This is a genomic window from Maritalea sp. (assembly GCF_047634455.1).
Lineage (GTDB): Bacteria > Pseudomonadota > Alphaproteobacteria > Rhizobiales > Devosiaceae > Maritalea.
Map to the genome: position 1 here is coordinate 63,808 of NZ_JBLIAI010000003.1, position 21,665 is coordinate 85,472.

The 21,665-nt window shown below is 50.5% G+C and carries 17 protein-coding genes; 6 read left to right on the forward strand and 11 right to left on the reverse strand.

Going from position 1 to position 21,665, the window contains the following annotated elements:
- Nucleotides 1-247: 247 nt before the first annotated feature.
- The 9 genes from ade to ACJAZW_RS01950 all read right to left on the reverse strand — a co-directional run bounded on the left by ade (nucleotide 248) and on the right by ACJAZW_RS01950 (nucleotide 12,010).
- A complete protein-coding gene (ade, locus tag ACJAZW_RS01910; RefSeq protein WP_415155166.1) occupies nucleotides 248-1,969 on the reverse strand; it encodes an adenine deaminase in 1,722 nt (573 codons plus the stop codon).
- Nucleotides 1,970-2,072: 103 nt separating this feature from the next.
- Nucleotides 2,073-3,146: a BMP family ABC transporter substrate-binding protein gene (locus tag ACJAZW_RS01915; protein WP_415155167.1), complete on the reverse strand. Its 1,074-nt coding sequence runs from the start codon at nucleotides 3,144-3,146 to the stop codon at nucleotides 2,073-2,075.
- Nucleotides 3,147-3,189: 43 nt separating this feature from the next.
- The gene (locus tag ACJAZW_RS01920) at nucleotides 3,190-4,110 is read right to left on the reverse strand and encodes an ABC transporter permease (RefSeq protein ID WP_415155168.1); all 921 of its coding nucleotides are present in this window, start codon (nucleotides 4,108-4,110) and stop codon (nucleotides 3,190-3,192) included.
- Nucleotides 4,110-5,198 (reverse strand): ABC transporter permease, encoded by a 1,089-nt coding sequence (locus ACJAZW_RS01925; RefSeq protein WP_415155169.1) that lies wholly within the window; start codon nucleotides 5,196-5,198, stop codon nucleotides 4,110-4,112. The genes ACJAZW_RS01920 and ACJAZW_RS01925 overlap by 1 nt, the downstream gene beginning before the upstream one ends.
- 42 nt (nucleotides 5,199-5,240) lie before the next feature.
- Nucleotides 5,241-6,764, reverse strand: a complete 1,524-nt coding sequence (locus ACJAZW_RS01930; protein ID WP_415155170.1) for an ABC transporter ATP-binding protein — start codon at nucleotides 6,762-6,764, stop codon at nucleotides 5,241-5,243.
- A gap of 125 nt (nucleotides 6,765-6,889) precedes the next feature.
- Entirely contained in the window at nucleotides 6,890-8,329 is a 1,440-nt protein-coding gene (locus tag ACJAZW_RS01935) for a methyl-accepting chemotaxis protein (protein WP_415155171.1), read from the reverse strand.
- Nucleotides 8,330-8,447: 118 nt separating this feature from the next.
- Entirely contained in the window at nucleotides 8,448-9,722 is a 1,275-nt protein-coding gene (locus ACJAZW_RS01940) for a dihydrolipoamide acetyltransferase family protein (RefSeq protein WP_415155172.1), read from the reverse strand.
- Nucleotides 9,722-10,738: an alpha-ketoacid dehydrogenase subunit beta gene (locus ACJAZW_RS01945; protein WP_415155173.1), complete on the reverse strand. Its 1,017-nt coding sequence runs from the start codon at nucleotides 10,736-10,738 to the stop codon at nucleotides 9,722-9,724. Before ACJAZW_RS01945 ends, ACJAZW_RS01940 begins: the two co-directional genes overlap by 1 nt.
- Before the next feature lie 3 nt (nucleotides 10,739-10,741).
- Nucleotides 10,742-12,010 carry a 3-methyl-2-oxobutanoate dehydrogenase (2-methylpropanoyl-transferring) subunit alpha gene (locus tag ACJAZW_RS01950; RefSeq protein WP_415155174.1) on the reverse strand — a complete coding sequence of 423 codons (1,269 nt, stop codon included), beginning with the start codon at nucleotides 12,008-12,010 and terminating at the stop codon, nucleotides 10,742-10,744.
- Nucleotides 12,011-12,238: 228 nt separating this feature from the next.
- On the opposite strand from ACJAZW_RS01950, the gene ACJAZW_RS01955 reads away from it, so the two are divergent.
- Complete coding sequence (locus ACJAZW_RS01955) at nucleotides 12,239-12,703, forward strand: Lrp/AsnC family transcriptional regulator (protein WP_415155175.1); 465 nt, start codon at nucleotides 12,239-12,241, stop codon at nucleotides 12,701-12,703.
- On the opposite strand, the gene ACJAZW_RS01960 is transcribed toward ACJAZW_RS01955, so the two are convergent.
- Entirely contained in the window at nucleotides 12,700-13,416 is a 717-nt protein-coding gene (locus ACJAZW_RS01960; RefSeq protein ID WP_415155176.1) for a winged helix-turn-helix domain-containing protein, read from the reverse strand. The two genes, ACJAZW_RS01955 and ACJAZW_RS01960, sit on opposite strands and share 4 nt — an antisense overlap.
- A 13-nt stretch (nucleotides 13,417-13,429) precedes the next feature.
- Nucleotides 13,430-15,421 (reverse strand): PAS-domain containing protein, encoded by a 1,992-nt coding sequence (locus ACJAZW_RS01965; RefSeq protein WP_415155177.1) that lies wholly within the window; start codon nucleotides 15,419-15,421, stop codon nucleotides 13,430-13,432.
- 193 nt (nucleotides 15,422-15,614) lie between these two features.
- On the opposite strand from ACJAZW_RS01965, the gene ACJAZW_RS01970 reads away from it, so the two are divergent.
- From ACJAZW_RS01970 to ACJAZW_RS01990, 5 genes are all read left to right on the forward strand, one after another.
- Nucleotides 15,615-16,403 carry an ABC transporter ATP-binding protein gene (locus ACJAZW_RS01970; protein WP_415155237.1) on the forward strand — a complete coding sequence of 263 codons (789 nt, stop codon included), beginning with the start codon at nucleotides 15,615-15,617 and terminating at the stop codon, nucleotides 16,401-16,403.
- Entirely contained in the window at nucleotides 16,403-18,385 is a 1,983-nt protein-coding gene (locus tag ACJAZW_RS01975) for an AMP-binding protein (RefSeq protein ID WP_415155178.1), read from the forward strand. The genes ACJAZW_RS01970 and ACJAZW_RS01975 overlap by 1 nt, the downstream gene beginning before the upstream one ends.
- On the forward strand, nucleotides 18,382-19,278 hold the full coding sequence (locus tag ACJAZW_RS01980) for a branched-chain amino acid ABC transporter permease (RefSeq protein WP_415155179.1): 897 nt from the start codon (nucleotides 18,382-18,384) through the stop codon (nucleotides 19,276-19,278). The genes ACJAZW_RS01975 and ACJAZW_RS01980 overlap by 4 nt, the downstream gene beginning before the upstream one ends.
- A gap of 2 nt (nucleotides 19,279-19,280) precedes the next feature.
- Nucleotides 19,281-20,345 carry a branched-chain amino acid ABC transporter permease gene (locus ACJAZW_RS01985; protein ID WP_415155180.1) on the forward strand — a complete coding sequence of 355 codons (1,065 nt, stop codon included), beginning with the start codon at nucleotides 19,281-19,283 and terminating at the stop codon, nucleotides 20,343-20,345.
- 84 nt (nucleotides 20,346-20,429) lie between these two features.
- Nucleotides 20,430-21,662: an ABC transporter substrate-binding protein gene (locus ACJAZW_RS01990; RefSeq protein ID WP_415155181.1), complete on the forward strand. Its 1,233-nt coding sequence runs from the start codon at nucleotides 20,430-20,432 to the stop codon at nucleotides 21,660-21,662.
- Nucleotides 21,663-21,665 lie beyond the last annotated feature (3 nt).

The following is a 21,665-nucleotide window of genomic DNA, read 5'->3' on the forward strand; positions in this document are numbered from 1 at the left end:
TCCCCATCAAGGGGATGGAAACTTAAAGGGGCCAATGACGGCGCACAAGTTATGGAAATCGGATGAGGTCCGGCGTGACTTCGAATGAACATTGAGGACGCCAAAACAATACATTCGAAGGTTCCTGTCGCAACTGTTGCGCAAGCACTTTGCATCACGTCTTTCCCTCCCCACTAGGGGGAGGGATTAAGGGTGGGGGGCAGCGGTGTGTGTTAGCAGTGCATTAAAGTAGGGCGCATAAAATACGCTAATCCACAAAGTCAAACTTATCCACGTCGAACAAGCCGCGATCTGTCATCTTAAGATGCGGGATAACGGGCAGCGCGAGGAACGCCACTTGCAAAAACGGTTCCGGCAACACGCAGCCCAGATCGTGCGCCGCAGCGCGCAACCGTTCCAATTCGTGCGCCACATCTTCAAAAGCCAGTTCGCTCATCAGCCCAGCAATCGGTAGCGCCAACTCAGCCACCACTTTACCCTTGTCGGCGACAACAAATCCGCCACGCATTTCGATGATCCGGTTGGTCGCGACAGCTATATCTTCGTGGGTCGCGCCGATCACGGTGATGTTGTGGCTGTCGTGCCCGACCGAAGAACCAATCGCCCCGCGCTGAAGACCGAAACCTTTGACAAAACCATGTCCAATATTGCCGTTCTTGCCGTGCCGCTCAACAACAGAAACCTGCACCGCATCTTGTGTGATGTCCGGTAGCAAAAATCCACTTTCTACAGGCAATGTGCCTTCTTCACGGAAGGTCAAAATCAGCCCTGGCTTGACGCCCATCATCGGAGTGAGGTTGCGCCCAGGTTTTACCGGCACTTTAAAGCTATCGGCTGTTTGGCGTTGGGCTTTCATGGATTGAAGTCCCACAGGGGCAACCATTTCGCGTTTGGCAAAGCGCTCAGCGGTGACCAGTTCGCCAGACATGATTACGTCTGAAACCCGGCATTCTTCCAAATTGTCCAAAAGCGCAAAGTCAGCTTTCCAGCCCGGCGCAACCATGCCGCGATCTTTCAAACCAAATATCCGTGCCGCAGATGTGCTGGCCGCGCGATAGACGTGGTGTGTTGGGCAACCTTTGGCGATCAGACGGCGAATGAGACTATCCAAGTGTCCCTCTTCGTGAATATCGAGCGGGTTACGGTCATCGGTGCACAGCGCCATGAAACTTGACGTATTTTCATCCAAAACCTCTGCAAGTGCATTCAGGTCTTTTGAAACGGACCCTTCGCGAATTAATATCGCCATGCCTTTTTTTAGCTTTTCCCGCGCTTCATTGGCACTGGTGGCTTCGTGGTCAGTGCGGATCGCGGCCGCCAAATAGCCGTTTAATGCATCGCCGGAAAGCAGCGGCGCATGCCCATCAATATGCCCGTCTTGGAAAGCGTGCAGCTTATCAATCACTTCGGGTGCGACGGCCAATACGCCGGGAAAATTCATAAATTCCGCCAAGCCGATCACACTTGAGTGGTCGCGATAAGGCAGTAAATCTTCTATCAGTAGTTCAGCGCCAGACGTTTCAAACGCTGTTGCTGGCACGCATGACGAGAGATTGATTTTGATGTCCATCACTGAGCGCTCAGACGAGGCTAAGAAATAATCAAGACCTTCTCGGCCCAACACATTGGCGATTTCGTGCGGATCACAAATCGCGGTCGTTACCCCATAGGGTAAAACGCAGCGATCAAATTCGAGCGGGGTGACCAGCGAGCTTTCAATATGCAAATGGGTATCGATGAAACCTGGCACACAGAAACGGCCCGCGCCATCAATTTCAATATTGCCGGAATAGCTCGAATGGGTGCCAACAATTCGGTCAGCAACGATTGCGACGTCGGAGATATTGATTTCACCGGTCATCACGTCCAGCAGTTGCACGTTTTTGATCACCAAGTCGGCTGGTTCTTGGTTCGCACCCGCTTTGATCATCCGCGCAAGGGTTTGTTTATCAATCTGGCTTTTTGTCATGCGCAAATATATAGCTGTTCGCCAAAGATATCTAGCATTTTACCAAGCGATCAAAGAAAAAGGGCGACCCAAAGGCCGCCCCCAAACTAGCAGTGTATCTTGCCTATTGTGGCAATTGATCGTCAACGCCTTGAACATAGAAGTTCAAGCCAAGCAAAACGCCGTCTTCAGCAATTTCGCCTTCGGTCAACCAAGCAGAACCATCCTGCTTCATGACAGGGCCGGTGAAGGGATGCAGTTCACCAGAAATGATCGCAGCCTCAGTTGCCTCAGCCATTGCTTTTATGTCGTCTGGCATGTTGGTGTATGGTGCCATTTGCAAAATGCCTTCGGCCAATCCATCCCAGCTTGATTGTGTTTCCCAGGTGCCGTCCATCACAGCTTGTGTGCGCTTGATATAGTACGCGCCCCACGTATCAACAATCGCAGTCAATTGTGTGTTTGGACCTGCAGAAATCATATCAGATGCTTGACCAAACGCTTTGATGCCGCGCTCAGCTGCAACTTGCATTGGGCCCGTTGAATCTGTGTGTTGGGTTAAAATGTCAACGCCTTGGTCGATCAAAGCTTTCGCAGCATCGGCTTCTTTACCCGCATCAAACCACGTGTTGACCCAAACAACTTTCAATTTAAAATCTGGATTTACGCTTTGAGCGCCCAAAGTGAAAGCATTGATGCCTTGCACAACTTCTGGAATTGGGAATGAAGCGATATAACCAGCAACACCTTTTGTTGATGTTTTCGCAGCGATTTGACCTTGGATATAACGGCCTTCATAAAAACGTGAATTGTAGCTCGCTACGTTGGCAGCGTTCTTGTAGCCCGTTGCATGCTCAAATTTCACATCCGGGAATTTGGCGGCAACTTCCAATGTCTGATCCATAAAGCCAAAGCTTGTTGTAAAAATCAGATCGCATTTTGCGCGCGCAAAACGCTCGATTACCGCTGCGGCTTGTGGGCCTTCAGAAACGTTTTCGATAAAGGAAGTCTCAACTTCGTCGCCGAAATACGTTTCCAATTCTTGGCGGCCAATGTCGTGTGCTTGTGTCCAGCCGCCGTCAGTTTTTGAGCCCACATAAACAAAGCAAACCTTCGTTTTTTCGGCCGCAACTGCAACGGAAGCCATGCCAAGGGTCATTGCAGCGACACCTGCCAGACCAATCATTAGTTTTTTCATGAATTCCTCCTGTTAATTTTCTCTTGTTTTTACTTAGTTGATTCTATCGCTCTGGTACAAACGCTCGGCCCAACATGGCCGGCGTATTAATGAGGGTCGTGCGCACATTTTGCGAAATTAGCACCAACACGACGATGGTGGCCACATAGGGTAGGGCCGTCAGCAATTGCGATGGCACACCAACGCCCAATGCTTGTGCGTGCAGTTGGCCAATCGAAACGGCGCCAAATAAATAAGCACCAGCCAAAACCCGCGCGGGCCGCCAAGATGCAAAAACCACTAGCGCCAAAGCAATCCAGCCGCGTCCAGCACTCATATTTTCAACCCATTGTGGCGTATAGACCAGCGACAAGTGCCCGCCCGCAAGTCCTGCGCAAGCGCCGCCGAACATCACCGCGAAATAGCGATAACGCAACACCGGAATGCCCAGCGCATGGGCTGAGATATGGTTATCGCCAATTGAGCGCAAAGTGAGACCAAAACGCGTTTTGAACAAAAACCACGCCACCCCAATCACCAGTGCGATCGACATATAGAATATCGGATCTTGCCCGAACAATAGTGGCCCGACCAGCGGCAGATCGGTCAAGACAGGAATGGAAATGTTGGCAAGCTTTACCCCAGCTTGCCCCACAAATGGTTCGCCAAGTAGTCCAGATAAACCAAGGCCCAGAATTGTAAGGGCCAACCCGGTAGCAACCTGATTGGCGGCCAAAGACAACGTCAAAAAAGCGAACGCGAGTGACGTGAGCGCACCAAACAGGATCGCCACCAAAACCCCAACCCACGGGTTGCCGGTAAGGCTCGCTGCAGCAAAGCCACCCACCGCGCCCATAATCATCATGCCTTCAACCCCAAGGTTCAAAACCCCGGATCGTTCCACAACCAATTCGCCCAATGCGGCTATTAACAAAGGGGTTGCCGCCGTTGCGATGGTCAGCAAAATTGCTTCCGTCATGCCCATTACGCGGCTCCCTTTTGCAAAATTTTAGAGCCAACAAGCCGGATGCGATATAGGATTAGCGTGTCGCACGCCAAAACGAAAAACAAAATCAGCCCTTGGAACACCCGCGCAACCTTGTCGGATACACCAAGCGAGATTTGAGCTGCATCGCCACCCAGTAAAGTTAGCGCCAGCACAAGTCCCGCAATAATAGCACCAATGGGGTTTATGCGGCCCAAAAACGCCACAATGATTGCGGTGAAGCCGTAACCTGGTGAAATGGTTGGCAACAATTGTCCGGTGGCACCAGCCACTTCGACAATCCCGGCCAAACCCGCGGTTGCACCAGCAAGAATAAAAGCAAAGAACACCATCTTTTGGGCATCAAACCCTGCGAATTTCGCAGCTCTTGGGCTCGCGCCAATCACTTTGACTTGGAACCCTTTCATGGTCTTGCTCATCAAAACCCAAATCAGTAACGCCACAACAATTGCAATTACAATGCCAAAATTCGCGCGTCCGTCGGCCGGGAACATTTCTGGCAGCCGCGCGAAATCATCAAAGCGGCGGGTCTCAGGGAAGTTGAGGCCCTGTGGATTGCGCCATGGTCCGCGAACGGTCCAATCAAGAAACAATTGCGCGATATAGACAAGCATCAAGCTGGTCAAAATTTCGTTGGTTTTAAATTTTGTCTTCAGTAGGGCCGGGACAAAGCCATATGCCATGCCGCCCAATACGCCCATCACAAGCATGAGTGGAAGCACAAATGGGCCCGAAAATTCAGGGAACATCACCGGCAATATTGATCCAGCCATGCCGCCCATGATCATTTGACCTTCAGCGCCAATATTCCAGTTGTTTGATTGATAACAAACACACAAACCAGCACCCATTAAAATGAGCGGCGCAGCTTTGATCAATAATTCATGCACACTCCACATTTCGCTGATCGGCTCAATGAAATAGGCGTAAAGTGCGCCCAATGGCGGTTTGCCAAGAAACGAAAACATGATCGCACCGGCGATCAATGCCAGCGAGAGCCCAATAAGAGGCGATAGATACGTCATCAACCTTGAAGGCGCACTGCGTTTCGTTAGTTCCAACCTCAATTTACTTTTCCTTCCCCCCAGAATGGAAAACCTGACTTCGCGTTAAGCGTGTTCAAGTGTTCCACTGGTCATTTGTAGTCCGATGTTATGTCGGTCTGTTGAGCGCGCTGGCACAAACGGCGAAAGCTGTCCCTCGCTGAGCGTCGCAATCGCGTCAGAGACCTCAAACAGCTCGTCCAAATCCTGAGATATAACCAGAATTGCGGCGCCCTGTGCAGCCAAGTCGACCAATGTCTGTCGGATATGTGCAGCTGAACCCGCATCAACACCCCAAGTCGGCTGGTTCACCACGATAATATCGGCGTCGCCCATCACTTCACGGCCCAAAACGAATTTTTGCAGGTTGCCGCCTGAAAGGGACTGCGCAGCCGGATCAGCCGATCCCTTGCGCACGTCAAATTTTTCGACGATGGCGTCTTTGACTTTTCGTGCAGCTCGCCGCGAAACAAATGGTCCCTTGTTGAGGCTCGCTTCCAACCCGTGCCGGGTCAGAATGACATTCTCGCTCAATGCAAATTCAGGAACCGCTGCATGCCCAAGTCGCTCTTCGGATATGTACATTGCGCCCATTTTCCGGCGCTTCTGAATGCCCAATTTGCCAACCGGTTCACCATGGATGCGTATGCATTCATTTTCACTTAGCCGCTCACCGGACACCGCATCAAACAATTCGTTTTGCCCATTGCCCGCAATGCCGGCAATGCCAGAAATTTCACCCTTGTGCAGTTTGAAATTAATATCTTTGAGCGAGACATCAAAACCGCTTATGCCGTTCAGGGAAAGCGCGTTGACCTGCAACATCACCTCACCATGCCCCACGGGCACGTCGCGTGGCGAGATCTCGTGAATATCTGACCCGACCATCATTTTGGCTAAACTAATCGGGGTTTCATGTGCGGGGACACATTCACCAACCACTTTACCGTGGCGCAAAATTGTCGCCTCCTGACAAAGCGCCTGCACTTCAGCCAGCTTGTGCGAAATATAAAGGATTGCTTTGCCCTCTTTGGACAAACGACGCAAAACCTTAAACAAGTCCTCGGCTTCTTGTGGCGTTAAAACCGATGTCGGCTCATCCATGATAATCAATTTTGGGTGCTGCAACAAACAGCGCACAATCTCTACGCGCTGCCGTTCGCCAACAGAGAGGTCGTGAATGCGGGCAGTGGCTTTCAACGGTAGCCCATAAGAAGCAGAGATTTCTTCCAGTTCTTTGGCCACTTGTTTTAGAGATTTGCCCGGTGGCAGTGCTAGTGCAACATTCTCGGCGACTGTAAGTGCATTAAACAAGGAGAAATGCTGAAACACCATGCCAACGCCCAGTTCGCGTGCGGCCGCTGGATTGGGAATATGAGCCTCACGGCCCTCCCATATTATCCGACCTTCGTCAGGCTGCAGGCTGCCATATAGCATTTTAACGAGCGTGGATTTGCCCGCGCCATTTTCCCCCAATAGCGCGTGAATTTCGCCGGGTAGGATTTCCAGCGAAATTTGATCGTTAGCTTTGAACGACCCGTAATATTTTGAAATGCCTTCTAGTTTTAGAAGGACCTCCCCCTGATCCAAATCCTCACCCCGTCATATTCGTTTGAATATTGCGTTAAAGTATGTCGGCAATGTTTTAAAGAGGCAAGCGGTGTTTGGTCGGATTTCGAATTTTTTTATCAAAAAGTCAAAAATTTGAAATATCGCTAAACTTTATAGCCAATGCGCAGGCCCCCCCAATGGCGACCCGCCACGTAAATCGGGGCTGAAACATCCTTCATAAGGGCAAATTTACCACCACCCATGTCCCGCCGATATGTTTGCAGCAAGAAAGGCTTGGTGCTTTGTCCAGCCGATAGCCCGGTGCGATCATCAAAAATGCGTCGGTTTCGGCAATTGGCAGCATTCCAAACGGGATCAGAACTCTGAGGTTTTGAATAGATTGAGTTGTGCGTTGGCAAATAGCCGTTTGTGTCCACCGCAACACTAAACGCGACGCGTGGGTCGAGCTTTAGCACACTGTCTTGCAATCCCAAAAGACGCGCATCCGTCATATGCAGATATCGGGTGGTGAATTGTTGCGGGTCCGTTTTTGGAATTGGGCGGTAGTTTTGGTCAAAAAGATCAGATTGGCTAACGTCGCGCCGTTCTATGGCGTTTTCAAAAATACTACCAATTTTGGCCGCAACTTGTTGCGCGGCTTTTATGAATTTGCTGTCATCGGTTTCTACGCCACTATTGACGATAAACTCCATCAGGTCTTCGCTAATGCCCAGAATATTCTCACTTCTCTGGGACGCCACATTCAACCGTTCTTGACTCGTTTTCAACGTGCCATCTAAACGACCAAGTTCTTCACCAATAGACTTTGCGGCCTTAAGATTTTCAGCAACGGGTTGAGTCATCGCTTCAATGTCTTTGACCATCACGCCGACAGAATCTACCAATTCGTTGAGCTGTTCGCCGGTGCGTGCTGCCTCACCGGCTTCCTTTATGGCTGTATTTGCCAAATCCACGTTTCCCGCAGTTCGTTCCTGTAAGCCGTGCAAGATTTCCATCAATTTTTCAAGGTTTTCGGCGTTCTGATTGGCAAAGCCTTGAATTTCGTCAGCTAACGTTTTGACGGCTGTCGCAATTATGGCAAAGCCTTTGCCGCTATCGCCAGCTCGTGCCGCTTCAACGCTGGCGTTAAGCGACAAAAGTTGTGTTTCGCGGGCAATTTGAGAAATGGATACAGATGCGGACTGCACTTTTTTTGCGGTGGCATCGACCGAACCGAGTGTATCGCGGAATTCTATCGCACTTTCGCTCAAAACGCGCATTTTTGTTGCGCTGCTCTTAACCGTCGCAGATATTTTTTCAGAGCTGTGCGTCAATACATCACGCGCCCGGTCGGCTGATTGTTTGGTTTCACCCATCGATGAGGAAAGCAGTTGATTCGCCCGGTCCATTTGCTGGGAAGCACTTACAGCCGCCTGAACATAGCCAGCTTGGGCTTTTCCAATCTCGCTCAGGTCGCTAACAACGCCATTAACGTCAGCAATTTCAACGCCTAGCTTTGATGCGCGTTGGCCCAGTTCATTCAGGTTAACATCACCAACTTCACCGTTTTCAGTTTGTACGCGCGCAAGACCATTTGTCATCATAGTTTTCTCCAGCTAGGAGGAGAATGAACTGAATAGTGGTAATAAAGTGTTTACGATAAAATAAAGGGGCCATTTGGCCCCAGTATTTTGCAAGAAAAGCCGTCCAAAATATCTTTGTTTAAGTAAAAATAAGTAGTGGCTTTTCCAAAAGTGTTTTGATCCGTTGAATAAACACCGCCGCATCCCAGCCATCGACCACTCGATGGTCAAAACTTGAAGACAAGTTCATGGTTTGGCGTGGCACAAACTTTTCGCCATCCCAAACAGGCTTCATCTCCATTTTATTGACCCCAATAATAGCCACTTCCGGGTGGTTGATCACCGGGGTCGTCACGATCCCACCCATTTTCCCCAGCGACGTTATGGTGATGGTCGAGCCGGAAAGTTCTTCACGCTTGGCTGTATTGTTACGCGCTGCTTCTGCTAGCCGTAGTATTTCGGTCGCACTGCTCCAAAGGCCAAGATTTTGCACGTCACGCACTACTGGTACCATAAGGCCATTATCGGTTTGCGCCGCAATGCCGATATTGACGCTCTTATGTTGATGAATAATGCCGTTTTCATCGTCGTAATGCGCGTTAAGGCCGGGCTGGTCTTTGATCGCCAATACCATCGCCCGCATCAAAAACGGCAACAAACTCAGTTTGGGCTGACCATCGTCGCGTGAGTCATTGAGATTTTGCCGCAGGCCTTCAAGTTCAGTCACATCTATTTCCTCAACATAGGTAATATGGGGAATACGTGAATGCGCGCGGCTCATTTGTTCGGCGATCTTGCGCCGTAGACCAATAACCTTGATTTGCGTCGTCTCAGCGCCCTGCGGTTTGTCGTATGGCGTCATTGCGACGCCACCGCTCGATTGCAAGGTTAGTAGGTGCCGATCAAGATCCTCGTGGGTAATAATTCCCTCGGGTCCAGTGCCTTTGAATTGGGAAAGGTCAAGATTGAGGAACTGACCACGTTTTCTAACCGCTGGAGAAGCCAACACTTTACCGTCGTTCGATTTCCCCATCGGCTGGCCCTGTGGCGCGGGCGTTTGGGCAATTACAGTCCCGGATGGTTCCGGTGGCACATCGTTAGTCGCAACCTCAGCTACCGACGCAGCCGGCGTTGGATCAGCCGCGACAGGCGACACCTGCTCATTGCCTTCGCCCAAAATCTCAATTTTGATCAGGTCAGCCCCAACAATCACCGTGTCACCAATCTCAGCTCCAAGCCAAGAAATTGTGCCTTGCACCGGCGAGGGGATTTCAACGGTTGCCTTGTCGGTCATCACCGCGCCGATAATGTCATCTTCGGCGACCACATCGCCGACCACCACAGCCCATTCAACCAATTCAGCTTCAGCAACGCCTTCGCCCACATCGGGCAATTTAATAACATGCGTACCCATTATTTTGCCTCCAGAGTGGCTTTAAGCGCTTTGCCAACCCGTTTGGGGCCGGGGAAATAGTCCCATTCTTGCGCATGCGGATAAGGGGTATCCCAGCCCGCGACGCGCCTTACCGGGGCCTCCAAAGAATAAAAGCAATGTTGTTGCACAAGAGCTGCCAATTCAGCGCCAAAACCTGACGTCAGTGTCGCTTCATGCACCACCACACAGCGGCCTGTTTTTTCGACCGATTTGACAATCGTGTCCAAATCCAACGGCAATAGGCTGCGCAAATCGATGATTTCAGCATCAATATTTTGCTCACGTGCGGCCGCTTGGGCCACATAAACCATGGTGCCGTAGGCGAGAATGGTGACGTCAGAACCTTTTTCCACCACGTGGGCTTTGCCAATGGGTACTGTGTAGTGCCCTTCAGGCACTTCGCCCATTTCATGCTTTGACCATGGGGTCACCGCCAATTCATGATGGCCATCAAATGGTCCGTTGTAGAGCCGTTTTGGCTCCAAAAAGATCACAGGATCATCATCTTCAATCGACGCGATCAGCAAGCCTTTTGCATCATATGGGTTGGACGGAATAACCGTCTTGAGCCCACTAATATGGGTAAAAATAGCTTCTGGGCTTTGTGAGTGAGTTTGACCGCCAAATATCCCGCCGCCGGTTGGCATGCGAATAACCATTGGGCAGGTAAACTCGCCGTTCGAGCGATGTCGCATGCGTGCTGCTTCGGAGACGATTTGGTCATAAGCTGGCAACACATAATCCGCGAACTGAATTTCAATGCACGGGCGCATGCCGTATGTCGCCATCCCAATGCCCGCGCCCACGATGGCGCTCTCATTAATCGGCGCGTCAAAGCAACGGTCTTTGCCGTACTTTTCTTGCAATCCGTGAGTACACCGAAACACGCCACCGAAATAGCCAACATCTTCGCCAAAAACCACGACCTTGTCGTCTTGGCCCATCTTTACGTCCATCGCATCGCGGATGGCTTCAATCATTGTCATACGTGCCATGATCTAACCCTGCTTCTCAAATTCAATGCGTTGACGAACCAGATGTTCCGGCATTTCTTTGTAAACGCCCTCAAACATCTTCTCAGCATCAGGCCCGTGGCCCTTATTTAACGTGCCATGGCTTTCCGCTTCTTTTTGAATGCGGATGATCTCGCTTTCAATTTCTGCTTTTGCTTGGGTATGGCGTTCCTCTGTCCAATCGGAGTGCAAAATCAAATGTCGTTTCAATCTCTCAATTGGGTCGCCCAATGGCCACGCATCGCTCTCGGTTTGTGGACGGTATGCGCTTGGGTCATCCGAAGTGGAGTGTGCGGCAACACGATAGGTCACCCATTCGATGAGGGTCGGACCCAGATTGCGCCGGGCGCGTTCTTGCGCCCATTTTGATGCCGCCAAAACCGCCAAATAGTCGTTCCCATCCACACGAATCGATGGGAACCCATAGCCAAGGGCGCGCGCAGCAAAAGTGGTGTTTTGACTACCCGCAATCGCATTGGAGGAGGAAATGGCCCATTGGTTGTTTACAATGTTCATAACAACAGGCGGTTTATAGACAGAAGCGAAAAGCATACCGGAATGGAAGTCCGTTTCAGCGGTAGAGCCGTCACCAATCCAAGCGGCGGCGATTTTGTTATCGCCTGAAATAGCGGACGCCATGGCCCAGCCAACAGCTTGCACATATTGAGTGCCTAGATTGCCGGAAATGGTGAAAAACCCGAATTTCTTAAACGAATAAAGCGCTGGCAACTGGTGGCCGTCCAGCGGGTCTTTTTCGTTAGAATAGATTTGGTTCATCATGTCGATCAAGGGGCATTCTGCTGCGATCAGTAGCCCTTGTTGACGATAGGTTGGGAAATTCATGTCGCCGGGTTTGAGCATGCGCTGAAACCCAGTCGCAATCGCTTCTTCGCCGGTGCATTGCACGTAAAAGGATGTTTTGCCTTGCCGTTGAGCGGTTTGCATACGTTGGTCAAACACCCGCGTGACCATCATGTCTTTGAGGCCACGCAGCAATGTATCTTCATTAAGGTCGTCGCCCAAAAAATCGGCCCAAGGCCCAACGGCTTTGCCGTTGCGATCCAACACCCGCACAATGGAATAGGCCATGTCGCGCATGTCCTCGGCCTTGGTATCAAGGTCTGGGCAGCGAGTTTCCCCAGCTTTTGGGATTTTGATATGCGAAAAATCCGGTTTGTCACCCGGACGCCCCGGAGGCTCTGGTATGTGAATGCTGAGCGGGCCTTTTGACCCACCTTCGGTTGTGCCTGCCATAAATCCTCCAAACCTGCCGCAAAAAGGTCCGGCATGTCGCAACTGTTAACCCATCATCATCTGAAGAAATAAACGTCAGTTGACCTGACTTATTTTCTTAACCCCAGCTCCCCTAGGTCATTTTTCACCATTCTCACCAAATCGAACGCGATTTTTCACCAAAGTTTGCTGTTCGAAAGTAATTTTTTAGCTATAATGTTCAAAATCATACACCATTTTAGGCAAAACATGAAGCTTGATGCGCTTGATAAAAAGATAGTCGCTATTTTGCAGCAAGAGGGTCGCATCCGAACGATCGACTTGGCTGAGCGCATCGGCCTGTCGCCGACCCCGTGTGCACGGCGGATCGTAAGGCTGGAAGAAGAAGGGGTCATCACCGGTTATACGGCGACCATAAACCAAGACAAAATGGGACTGCCAATTTCCATTTTCGTTTCGGTTGAATTGGAGAACCAGGGTGCCGAAGCTTTGCAGCGTTTTGAGAAAGACGTGGTGTCGTTCGAAGAGGTGATGGAATGTTTCATCATGACCGGCAGTCAAGATTTTTTGATGCGCGTTGTCGCCGCAGACCTTGCCTCATATGAACGGTTTTTGCAGGAAAAGCTCACGCGTGTGCCCGGCATTCGAATGATCCGCTCTCGTTTTGCGCTAAGGCGGATCGTCAAACGCAATAGATTGCCAAATCCCGACTAGCTTGTGGTCTCGACCTGTGGCGTGAACACATATCCTGCGCCATAAACGGTGCGGATGAGCTTTGGACTTTTGGCGGTGTCTTGCAGTTTTTTGCGTAGGCGCGAGACTTGGGCGTCAATTGAGCGGTCAAACGCATCATTTTCTTCAGCATATAGATCCATCAAGCGGTCACGCGACAAAACTTTTCCGGGCGACGAAACGAAGGCCTTGAGTAGCCGCGCGTCAGCGGCGCTCATTTGTTCGGTTTCGCCATTTGGGCTGGTCAATTCTAGCCTCGAAAAATCGGCCTTCCAGTCAGCAAAAGTCACTTTTTCCAATTGATCAGGCAATGTGGATGCCGCCATTTTCTCAACACGGCGCAACAGGCTGCGCGCCCGTGCGGCCAGTTCAATTGTGTTGATCGGTTTCACCAAATAATCGTCAGCACCAAAATCCAAACCCAGGACCCGATCACCCAACGCGCCCCTGCCGCTCACCACAATCGTGGGAATATCCATTTTACCAAGGGTATCGCGCAATAACGTCAAGGCGTCACCATCTGGCAAGGACAGATCAATAATGCAAAGATTGGGCTCATTTGCCATGAGTGCAGCATCAAATTCAGCGATTGTGCCAAATGAATGAATGACAAAACCATGTGCCTTCAGTTCTCGCGCATAGAGCGCGCGAACGTCCGCGTCATCCTCCAAAATATAGATGGTTTTTCCACTCATCGGACTACGCTATTCACTCCGTCGCGTCCAAGCTGCCGTAATCGCTTCGTGCAATTTCTGCATGTTGGATCGCTTCGATGAGCTTATGTTGCTCAAAGGGTTTGCGCAACAACGGGTGCTTTATGCTTTGGTCTTGGTCGATGTGCGCTTGTCCAGTCATCAAAACAACCGATGTTAGGGGGAGCGTTGTCGCAACATATTGAGCAAGCTGAACGCCATTTGTGGCCCCCGGCATTGAAATATCAGAAAGCACCAAATCGATGCCATCAACCGACTGAATTAGTTGTTTGGCTTCGTCACCATTTTCGGCTTCGATCACTGAAAACCCAAGATCCACCAAATCCCGTCTCAAGACTGCTCGAACCTCGTCTTGGTCTTCAACAAGTAACGCCATTTGCCCATCAAATTGCGACGAAAACTCTTGAACGATGGCGTGGCTTTCCTCAGGCATTTCAGCGGTTTGCGGGATAAGAATTGTAAATACAGTACCTTTTCCGATCTCGCTTTGCACTCCAATATAACCGTTGGATACCTCAACAAAGCTTTGTGCCATTGAAAGGCCGAGCCCGGTGCCACCCGCCTCATCACGGGTAGAAAAGAACGGGTCAAAAATCTGCTTTTGCACGGCCAGGGACATGCCCGCGCCATTATCCTCGCAACTGATTTCTATATAGTCTCCTGCGGACAGCCCAAACCGTTCAGCTTGCAGGTCGTCAAGCGCTACGGCGCGCAACATAAGGCCAATGCGCTCCTGATCGGGTTTGCGCGCATCATCAATTGCTGACTTCGCATTCAGAGCCAAGTTCAATAGCGCATTTTCCATCTGCCCAGGGTCGACACGCGCGAAAAGTGGACCACCCACCACCACCATATCCAGTTCAATATTGGAGGGTAATGAGGGTTTGATCAGCTCACGTAGCCCATCAAATACATCGCGCACATCCACCACACGGGCATCCAATGGCTGTCGTCGCGCAACCGTCAAGAGTTGGCGCGTTAATTCGGCACCACGTTTCGCAGCCCTCAGCGACGGGTTGATCATTTCCCTGACCAAATCTGCGTCTGTAACCCGTTCCGCAAGGGGGCGTAAATTTCCCAAAATGATCGTCAAAAGGTTGTTGAAATCGTGCGAAATCCCGCTGGATAATCGGCCGATTGCCTCCATTTTTTGCGCCTGGCTTAGGGCCTGTTCGGCGGCGCGCTGTTTGGTGACGTTGATCGACAAGACATAAAAGCCGCGTACCGTTTTATCGATCCTAAGGTCCGGCCGCAAAAAGGTGCGAATATCCAACTCACGGCCATCAATATGGGTAAAATCCAAATCAAACTCTGTCGCCTCGCCCAACTTGGCACGTGCAAAATAGGGGGCTGATACGTCGTGGATTTCTCGTGCTAATATGTCGTGGGTGCTGCGGTCTAAAACGTCATCAACATTTAAACCATAGCTTTGCGCAAAACGTCGATTGACGAATTGAAACACTTCGTCTTGATCAAGATATGCAATGCCCGCAGGCACCTCATTCGCAATTAGTCGCAGCCGTTCTTCTGAGCGGCGCAGGTCGCGCGTTTGCTCATCAATACGGCGTTGCAACTCAATTTCATAATGGCGTTGTTGGGTAATGTCGGTGTAAATTGTTGCGAACCCGCCTTTGGCCAATGGCGCACCGCTGACGCGGATCACCCGCCCATTTGGCCGTACCCTTTCAACCGTGTGGGCACGGAACTCGCGCGCCACCCGAATGCGCTCCTGCACCTGCTCTTCAACATCGCCGGGACCATATTCGCCATGTTCGGAATTATAGCGAATAACGTCTTCAAAAGTTGTGCCGCGTGTAAGCAATTGCTGCGGCACATCCAGCAATTCGCCCAGTCTTTTGTTGGCAAAAACCAGCTGCAGGTTCTTATCAAATACCGTGATGCCCTGGTCAATATTGTCCAGACCGGCTTCTATTTGAATAAGTAATTCAATAGCTTGTGCGTTTGATGGCGTGGGTTGATCCACCACATTTTCCTCCCTTGAACACGCTTGTCACAATTGCGCACATTTCAGGCAAACTCTTGCAAGAAGAAAAGTCTAAAACAAACACAAGGACGTTGCGCATCACCGTGCCATAGACGAAACTCAATTTCATATATCGGTCAAGAGCTAATAATTTTGATGCGCCCGGGGAGGAAGAAAATTGATTGCACCAACTAAGATGTTGGACGTTGAAAATGTGTCGCTGCGCTTTGGCGGCGTTAAGGCGCTGACCGACATTTCGTTCCACGTGAATGAGAACGAGATTTTCTCTTTGATTGGACCAAATGGCGCGGGCAAAACCTCAATGCTGAACTGCATTTCAGGTCGTTACCGTCCCCAAGAAGGTCGCATCACCTATGATGGGCAGGACCTATTGAAGCGCTCGATCAATGATCGCGCAGCAATTGGCATTGGCCGTACGTTTCAGAACTTGGCACTGTTTAGTCATATGTCAGTGATCGACAATATTTTGGTTGGCCGGCACCACCTGTTGAAGAACAATTTTGTCACCGGCATGTTCTATTGGGTTGGCGGCGCGCAAAAAGAAGAAGCACGCGCCCGTGCGGAAATTGAAGACATTATCGACTTCCTCGAAATTCAACATGTGCGCAATGAGTCAGCTGGCTCACTGTCCTATGGGTTGCGCAAACGAGTGGAATTGGCCCGCGCCATTGCCATCAAACCAAAAATGATCCTGCTTGATGAACCGATGGCTGGCATGAACCTTGAAGAAAAAGAGGACATGGCGCGCTACATCATCGAACTCAACGAGCAATATGGCATCACCGTTGTGATGATTGAGCACGATATGGGCGTAGTCGTCGATATTTCGCATCGGGTTGCGGTACTCGACTTCGGTCAAAAAATCGCTGAAGGCCTACCTGACGACGTGATTGAGGACGAACAGGTGAAAGTTGCCTATCTCGGCGTTGATGATTTCAACCTCGACGAAGAGGAGGCCGTGTAATGTCTGTCCATCGCGAGATTTCAGGATCAATTGTCAATTGGGACGCCGGTACCCATCATGCAGCAGCCGTGCGCGACAACGACACTTTGCCCAAAATGTTATTGGCGAACGCCAAAGCCCATCCGAATGACATCGCGCAGCGCGAAAAAGACTTTGGTATTTGGAACCAAATCACTTGGGAGCAGTTCAACACTCACGTTAAGAACATGGCCTTAGCTTTTGATCAGCTCGGCGTCGTCAAAGGCGACGTGGTCGCGATCATTGGTGACAATCGGCCTGAGTGGGTGTGGGGCGAAATCGCAGCACATGCTGTTCAAGCCATGAGTTTGGGCATTTATCGCGACGCCCTGGAAGAAGAGATCGCTTATCTCATCAATTACGCGAAACCCAAAATTGTCATTGCCGAAGACGAAGAGCAGGTCGATAAATTCTTTGAGCTTGGTGATCGTATCCCTTCAGTTGAAAAAATCGTCTACCACGACAAACGTGGCATGAAAAAATATGACGATCCGCGCTTGATTTACTTGGCTGATTTGGAAAAGATCGGCGCAGAAATTGACGCCAAGAATCCCAATCGATATCAAGACTTGGTGGCGGCCACCAACACCGACGATGTTGCCGTGTTGTGTACCACCTCTGGCACCACATCAAACCCAAAATTGGCCATGTGGAAGCATTCCGCATTTTTGGGGCATGCCGTAAACTATTTGCGTGCTGACCCCATGGGCGCTGGCGATGAATATCTGGCAGTATTGCCGCTGTCTTGGGTGATGGAGCAAATGTACTCTGTCGCGTGGAACTTGGTTGCGCGCATGATCGTTAATTTCCCCGAAGAGCAAGAAACAGCCATGTCGGACTTGCGCGAAATTGGCCCGCACTTTGTGTTGCTGTCACCGCGCGTTTGGGAAATGGTTGCCGCAGACATTCGCTCACGCATGATGGAAAGCTCCGCTTGGAAACAAACCATTTTTGATTGGGGTGTCAAAACGGGATTGGACGCGCTGGAGCGTGGTGAGCGCTCACAAGCCGCCGAATTGATCCTGTTCCGGGCATTACGTGACCGGCTTGGTTTTTCTCGTCTTAAATCTGCCGCAACCGGCGGCGCAGCGATGGGGCCGGATACGTTTAAGTTTTTCCAAGCCATGGGTGTGCCCCTTAAACAGCTTTACGGTCAAACTGAGGGTCTAGGTGCCTACACCATCCACAAATGGGACGATATCGACCATGATACGGTGGGTTTCCCAATGAATGATTGCACGATCAAAATCCGCAATGCCGACGAAGAAGGCATGGGCGAGATTATCGTTAAGCACCCCAACTTAATGACGGGTTACTATCAGGATACCAAAGAAACTGATGACGCATTTGATGGCGACGGCCATTTTCTCACTGGAGATGCGGGCTATTTCAACGACAAGGATCATTTGGTGGTTGTGGATCGGATCAAAGATCTGTCCGAAACCAACAGGGGCATCAAATTCTCACCCCAATTCATCGAGAACAAACTGAAATTCTCAACCTTTGTGGCTGAAGCGGTGATTTTGGGCAAAGACCAGCCCTTTATTTCGGCCATGATCTGTATTCGTTATCCCATTGTTTCAAAATGGGCGGAGCAGCGTCGGATCGCCTTTACGACCTACACGGATTTGGCCTCACGTCCTGAAATTTACGAACTGTTGCGCAAAGAAGTCGAGGCGGTGAACCTCCATTTGCCTGAAGCGCAGCGGATCAAAAAGTTCGTGCTGCTTTATAAAGAACTCGATGCGGATGACGGCGAGCTAACGCGGACCAAAAAAGTGCGCCGCAGCGTGATCGCGGACAAATATGCGGACATTATTGGCAAGCTTTATTCTGACGACACCCATGTGGATATCGACACCGTGATTTCGTTCCAAGATGGCACCAAACAACGCATCAAAACATCACTCAAAGTGCAGCGCCTAGACGATATGAGTGCGCTAGAAGGAAGGATGGCATCATGAAGTGGGAACTTTTCTTCCAACTGCTCGTCAACGGACTGATTGTGGGCATGCTATATGGCGTCGTCGCCATGTGTTTTGTGCTGATTTACAAATCCACGCAGGTCGTCAACTTCGCCCAAGGTGAGTTTTTGGTGCTGGGTGCATGGGTTTGCTTGGCGTTGGTTACACAAATGCAATTGCCGTTTTTCCTCGCTTTCATCTTCACGCTGGTCTTCATGGCGATATTTGGGATTGTGGTGCAAACCATCATCCTTAGGCCCTTGATCGGTGAACCCATTATCTCGGTGATTATGGTCACCATTGGCCTGTCGATCTTTATGCAATCCTTGATGAACTGGGTGTTTGGTAATGATGCGAAACGCTTCCCCGATGTATTCGGCAGTTCCGATGTGGTCTCCATCATGGGCCTGAACGTTGAGGTTGCCTACTTACTCTCGCTGGTGCTGTCAGTGGTCATTATGGTGGTGTTTTTCTGGTTCTTCCGCTTTACCCGGCACGGTTTGGCCATGCGCGCGACCGCGTTCGATCAGCAAATTGCGCAAAGCCTAGGCATATCGGTCAAGCAGACTTTTGCGATGGCATGGGCCATTTCGGCCATGGTTTCTGGGGTTGCGGGTATCGTGCTTGGCATCGTCAATTCGGTCTCCAACTCCCTTGCGTTTGTTGGCATCAAAGTGTTTCCCGCGGTGATTTTGGGTGGGCTTGATTCCATCATTGGCGCTGTTGTTGGCGGCATCATCATTGGGGTGCTTGAAAATCTTGCAGAATATGCCGATGGGCAATGGCTCAAAATCGGCAACCTTTACACCATCGCTCCGTTCTACGTGCTCATCATTATTTTGATGATCAAACCTTACGGCCTGTTTGGCACCAAAGACATTGAGAGGATATAGAGGTGGGACACGTACCTAATCCAAGACCTGCTGGCGATTTTAGAACGTCATATACTGATGACAATCGGATGTTTAAAACCCATTTCGAGAAATACGCAGCCCTTGCAGTTTTGCTTATCGTCATGGTTGCAGCCCCATTTTTGGGTAACTATTGGGTTAGCCAGCTGATTGTGATTGGCATTTATGCGATCGCCGCCATTGGGTTGAATATTCTGGTTGGCACCACCGGGCAAATCTCTTTGGGTCACGGCGCCTTTTTCGGCTTTGGCGCGTTTGCCAGTGCTTGGTTAGCCTCTAGCTTTAACGTACCTACATTGATTTCGATGCCAGCTGCTGCATTGATGACGACGGCGGTGGGCATGATCTTTGGCGTTCCCGCAGCACGGATCAAGGGCCTTTATTTGGCAATTGCCACTCTGGCCTCTCAATTCATTTTGGAAGATTTCTTCGCGCGAGCAGATTGGTTCTCAGGTGGTGTTTATGGCGCGCTTGCCGACCGTCCGGATATCTTCGGCTATGTGCTCGACACCGACCTTAGCTATTTTTACCTGGTCCTGTTCTGGCTTGTTGTCAGTGTGATTGGCGTGACAAACCTGTTGCGCTCTCGAGATGGCCGCGCTTTGGTTGCAGTTCGGGACCATTATTTGTCCGCAGAAGTGATGGGCGTGAACCTCACCAAATACCGCATCTTGTCATTTGGTATTTCGTCGTTCTTTGCAGGATTAGCTGGCGCACTCTTTGGCCACTATCTTGAATATGTGTCGGTAGAAGGCTTCACCATTATCTTGTCGATCCAATTCCTCGCCATGATTATCATTGGCGGTCTGGGTTCGGTTTATGGCTCGATCTTGGGTGCTGCGTTTATTCTGCTGCTGCCTCAATTGATGGAAAGTGCCACCTCCGTTTTAGCTTTGGTCTTCCCAGAAATGGGCAGCGGCAAGGCATATGTCAAACAGATGTCAATCGGCGCGGCGATCATCCTATTCCTCATCTTTGAACCTGAAGGGCTTGTGCACAGGTGGCAGCAAATTCGCGCCAGCTGGAAACTCTTCCCGTTCTCAAGATAAGCAAATGCAAAAAGCACCCGATCTCGGCGAAAAAGAGGTGCTGCAAAAAACAACAATGGCCGAATTCTTTAGAGGAGAAATAACGTGAAACTGAAATTATTATCAATGGCAGCCTTAGCGGCGACGATGTTCGCTGGCACGGCTGCAACGGCGCAAGAAAGCGTCTTTGTTGGACAACTGGTCGACTATACAGGGCCAACAGCATTCGTGGGCAAGGCCTACGGACCGGGCGTGTCGGACGCAATTAATTATGTAAACGCAAATGGCGGCATCGACGGCACCAAAATCGAGTTCACACAGGTCGATTATGCATACAAAGTGCCGGAAGCATTGGCGGCCTATAAAGCGTGGTCATCACGCGGCATGGTTGCGATGCAAGGGTGGGGCACCGCAGATACTGAGGCATTGATCTCATTTGTTGCCAAAGACAAAATCCCGGTCTTTTCAGCATCATATTCTGCGCATTTGACCGATCCACAAGGCCTAAACCCATTAACCAAAAAGCCGGCACCCTATAACTTCTTTTATGGCCCGTCCTATTCGGATACGTGCCGCGCATTGGCACAATGGGCAGCAACTGACGCAAAGGAAAAGGGCATTGAAAACCCAATTTTCTTGCATGCAGGCGATAACCACCCTTATCCAAATGCCCCAAAAGAAGCATGTGCCGCATATGCTGCGGAACTTGGTCTAACAGTGGCTGATCCAATTGTTGTGCCCATGGCCCCGGGTGACTTTAAAGCCCAGTGCCTCACCATCAAAGAAACGGGCGCTCAATACGTCTATATGGGCAACCTTGGCGGCTCCATTGTATCGCTGCTAAAATCATGTGGCACGGTTGGTGTTGAAGCCAACTATATGGGCAATGTGTGGGCTGGCGATTATGTCACCCTGCGGGCCTCGCAAGCTGAAAACCTGATCTTCCCCTCATCAACGCCGTTCTTTGGCCAAGATGTACCGGGCATGAAATTGGTTGAAGCGATCGCAGCGGCAGGCGAGGGCAATGGCGACGACAAGCCAACACACCATTATATCCGTGGCATTTGTTCAGCTTACTACATGATGGACGCCATGAAATGGGCGAAAGCCAATGGTGGCATCACTGGCGAAAACATCAAACAAGGCATGTATGCCAAGAAAGATTGGGTTCCAGCAGGTCTTGAAGGTGTTTGCTTGCCATCAACTTGGACTGAAACAGATCACCGTGGTCTGATGACCGTTGCCGTGAACCAAGGTTCATATAATGGCGGCGATCTCATCATCAAGCGGATCTCTGAAACAACTCTACCACGTCGTGATGACTGGTTGGGCTTTTAAGCG

What these genes read in the sequence shown, in the direction of transcription:
- ACJAZW_RS01920 (WP_415155168.1), bottom strand. Translation starts at nt 4,110, where the DNA reads ATGGGCATGACGGAAGCAATTTTGCTGACCATCGCAACGGCGGCAACC.
- ACJAZW_RS01970 (WP_415155237.1), top strand. Translation starts at nt 15,615, where the DNA reads ATGTTGGACGTTGAAAATGTGTCGCTGCGCTTTGGCGGCGTTAAGGCG.
- ACJAZW_RS01960 (WP_415155176.1), bottom strand. Translation starts at nt 13,416, where the DNA reads ATGAGTGGAAAAACCATCTATATTTTGGAGGATGACGCGGACGTTCGC.
- ACJAZW_RS01915 (WP_415155167.1), bottom strand. Translation starts at nt 3,146, where the DNA reads ATGAAAAAACTAATGATTGGTCTGGCAGGTGTCGCTGCAATGACCCTT.
- ACJAZW_RS01940 (WP_415155172.1), bottom strand. Translation starts at nt 9,722, where the DNA reads ATGGGTACGCATGTTATTAAATTGCCCGATGTGGGCGAAGGCGTTGCT.
- ACJAZW_RS01975 (WP_415155178.1), top strand. Translation starts at nt 16,403, where the DNA reads ATGTCTGTCCATCGCGAGATTTCAGGATCAATTGTCAATTGGGACGCC.
- ade (WP_415155166.1), bottom strand. Translation starts at nt 1,969, where the DNA reads ATGACAAAAAGCCAGATTGATAAACAAACCCTTGCGCGGATGATCAAA.
- ACJAZW_RS01950 (WP_415155174.1), bottom strand. Translation starts at nt 12,010, where the DNA reads ATGGCAGGCACAACCGAAGGTGGGTCAAAAGGCCCGCTCAGCATTCAC.
- ACJAZW_RS01945 (WP_415155173.1), bottom strand. Translation starts at nt 10,738, where the DNA reads ATGGCACGTATGACAATGATTGAAGCCATCCGCGATGCGATGGACGTA.
- ACJAZW_RS01980 (WP_415155179.1), top strand. Translation starts at nt 18,382, where the DNA reads ATGAAGTGGGAACTTTTCTTCCAACTGCTCGTCAACGGACTGATTGTG.
- ACJAZW_RS01955 (WP_415155175.1), top strand. Translation starts at nt 12,239, where the DNA reads ATGAAGCTTGATGCGCTTGATAAAAAGATAGTCGCTATTTTGCAGCAA.
- ACJAZW_RS01935 (WP_415155171.1), bottom strand. Translation starts at nt 8,329, where the DNA reads ATGATGACAAATGGTCTTGCGCGCGTACAAACTGAAAACGGTGAAGTT.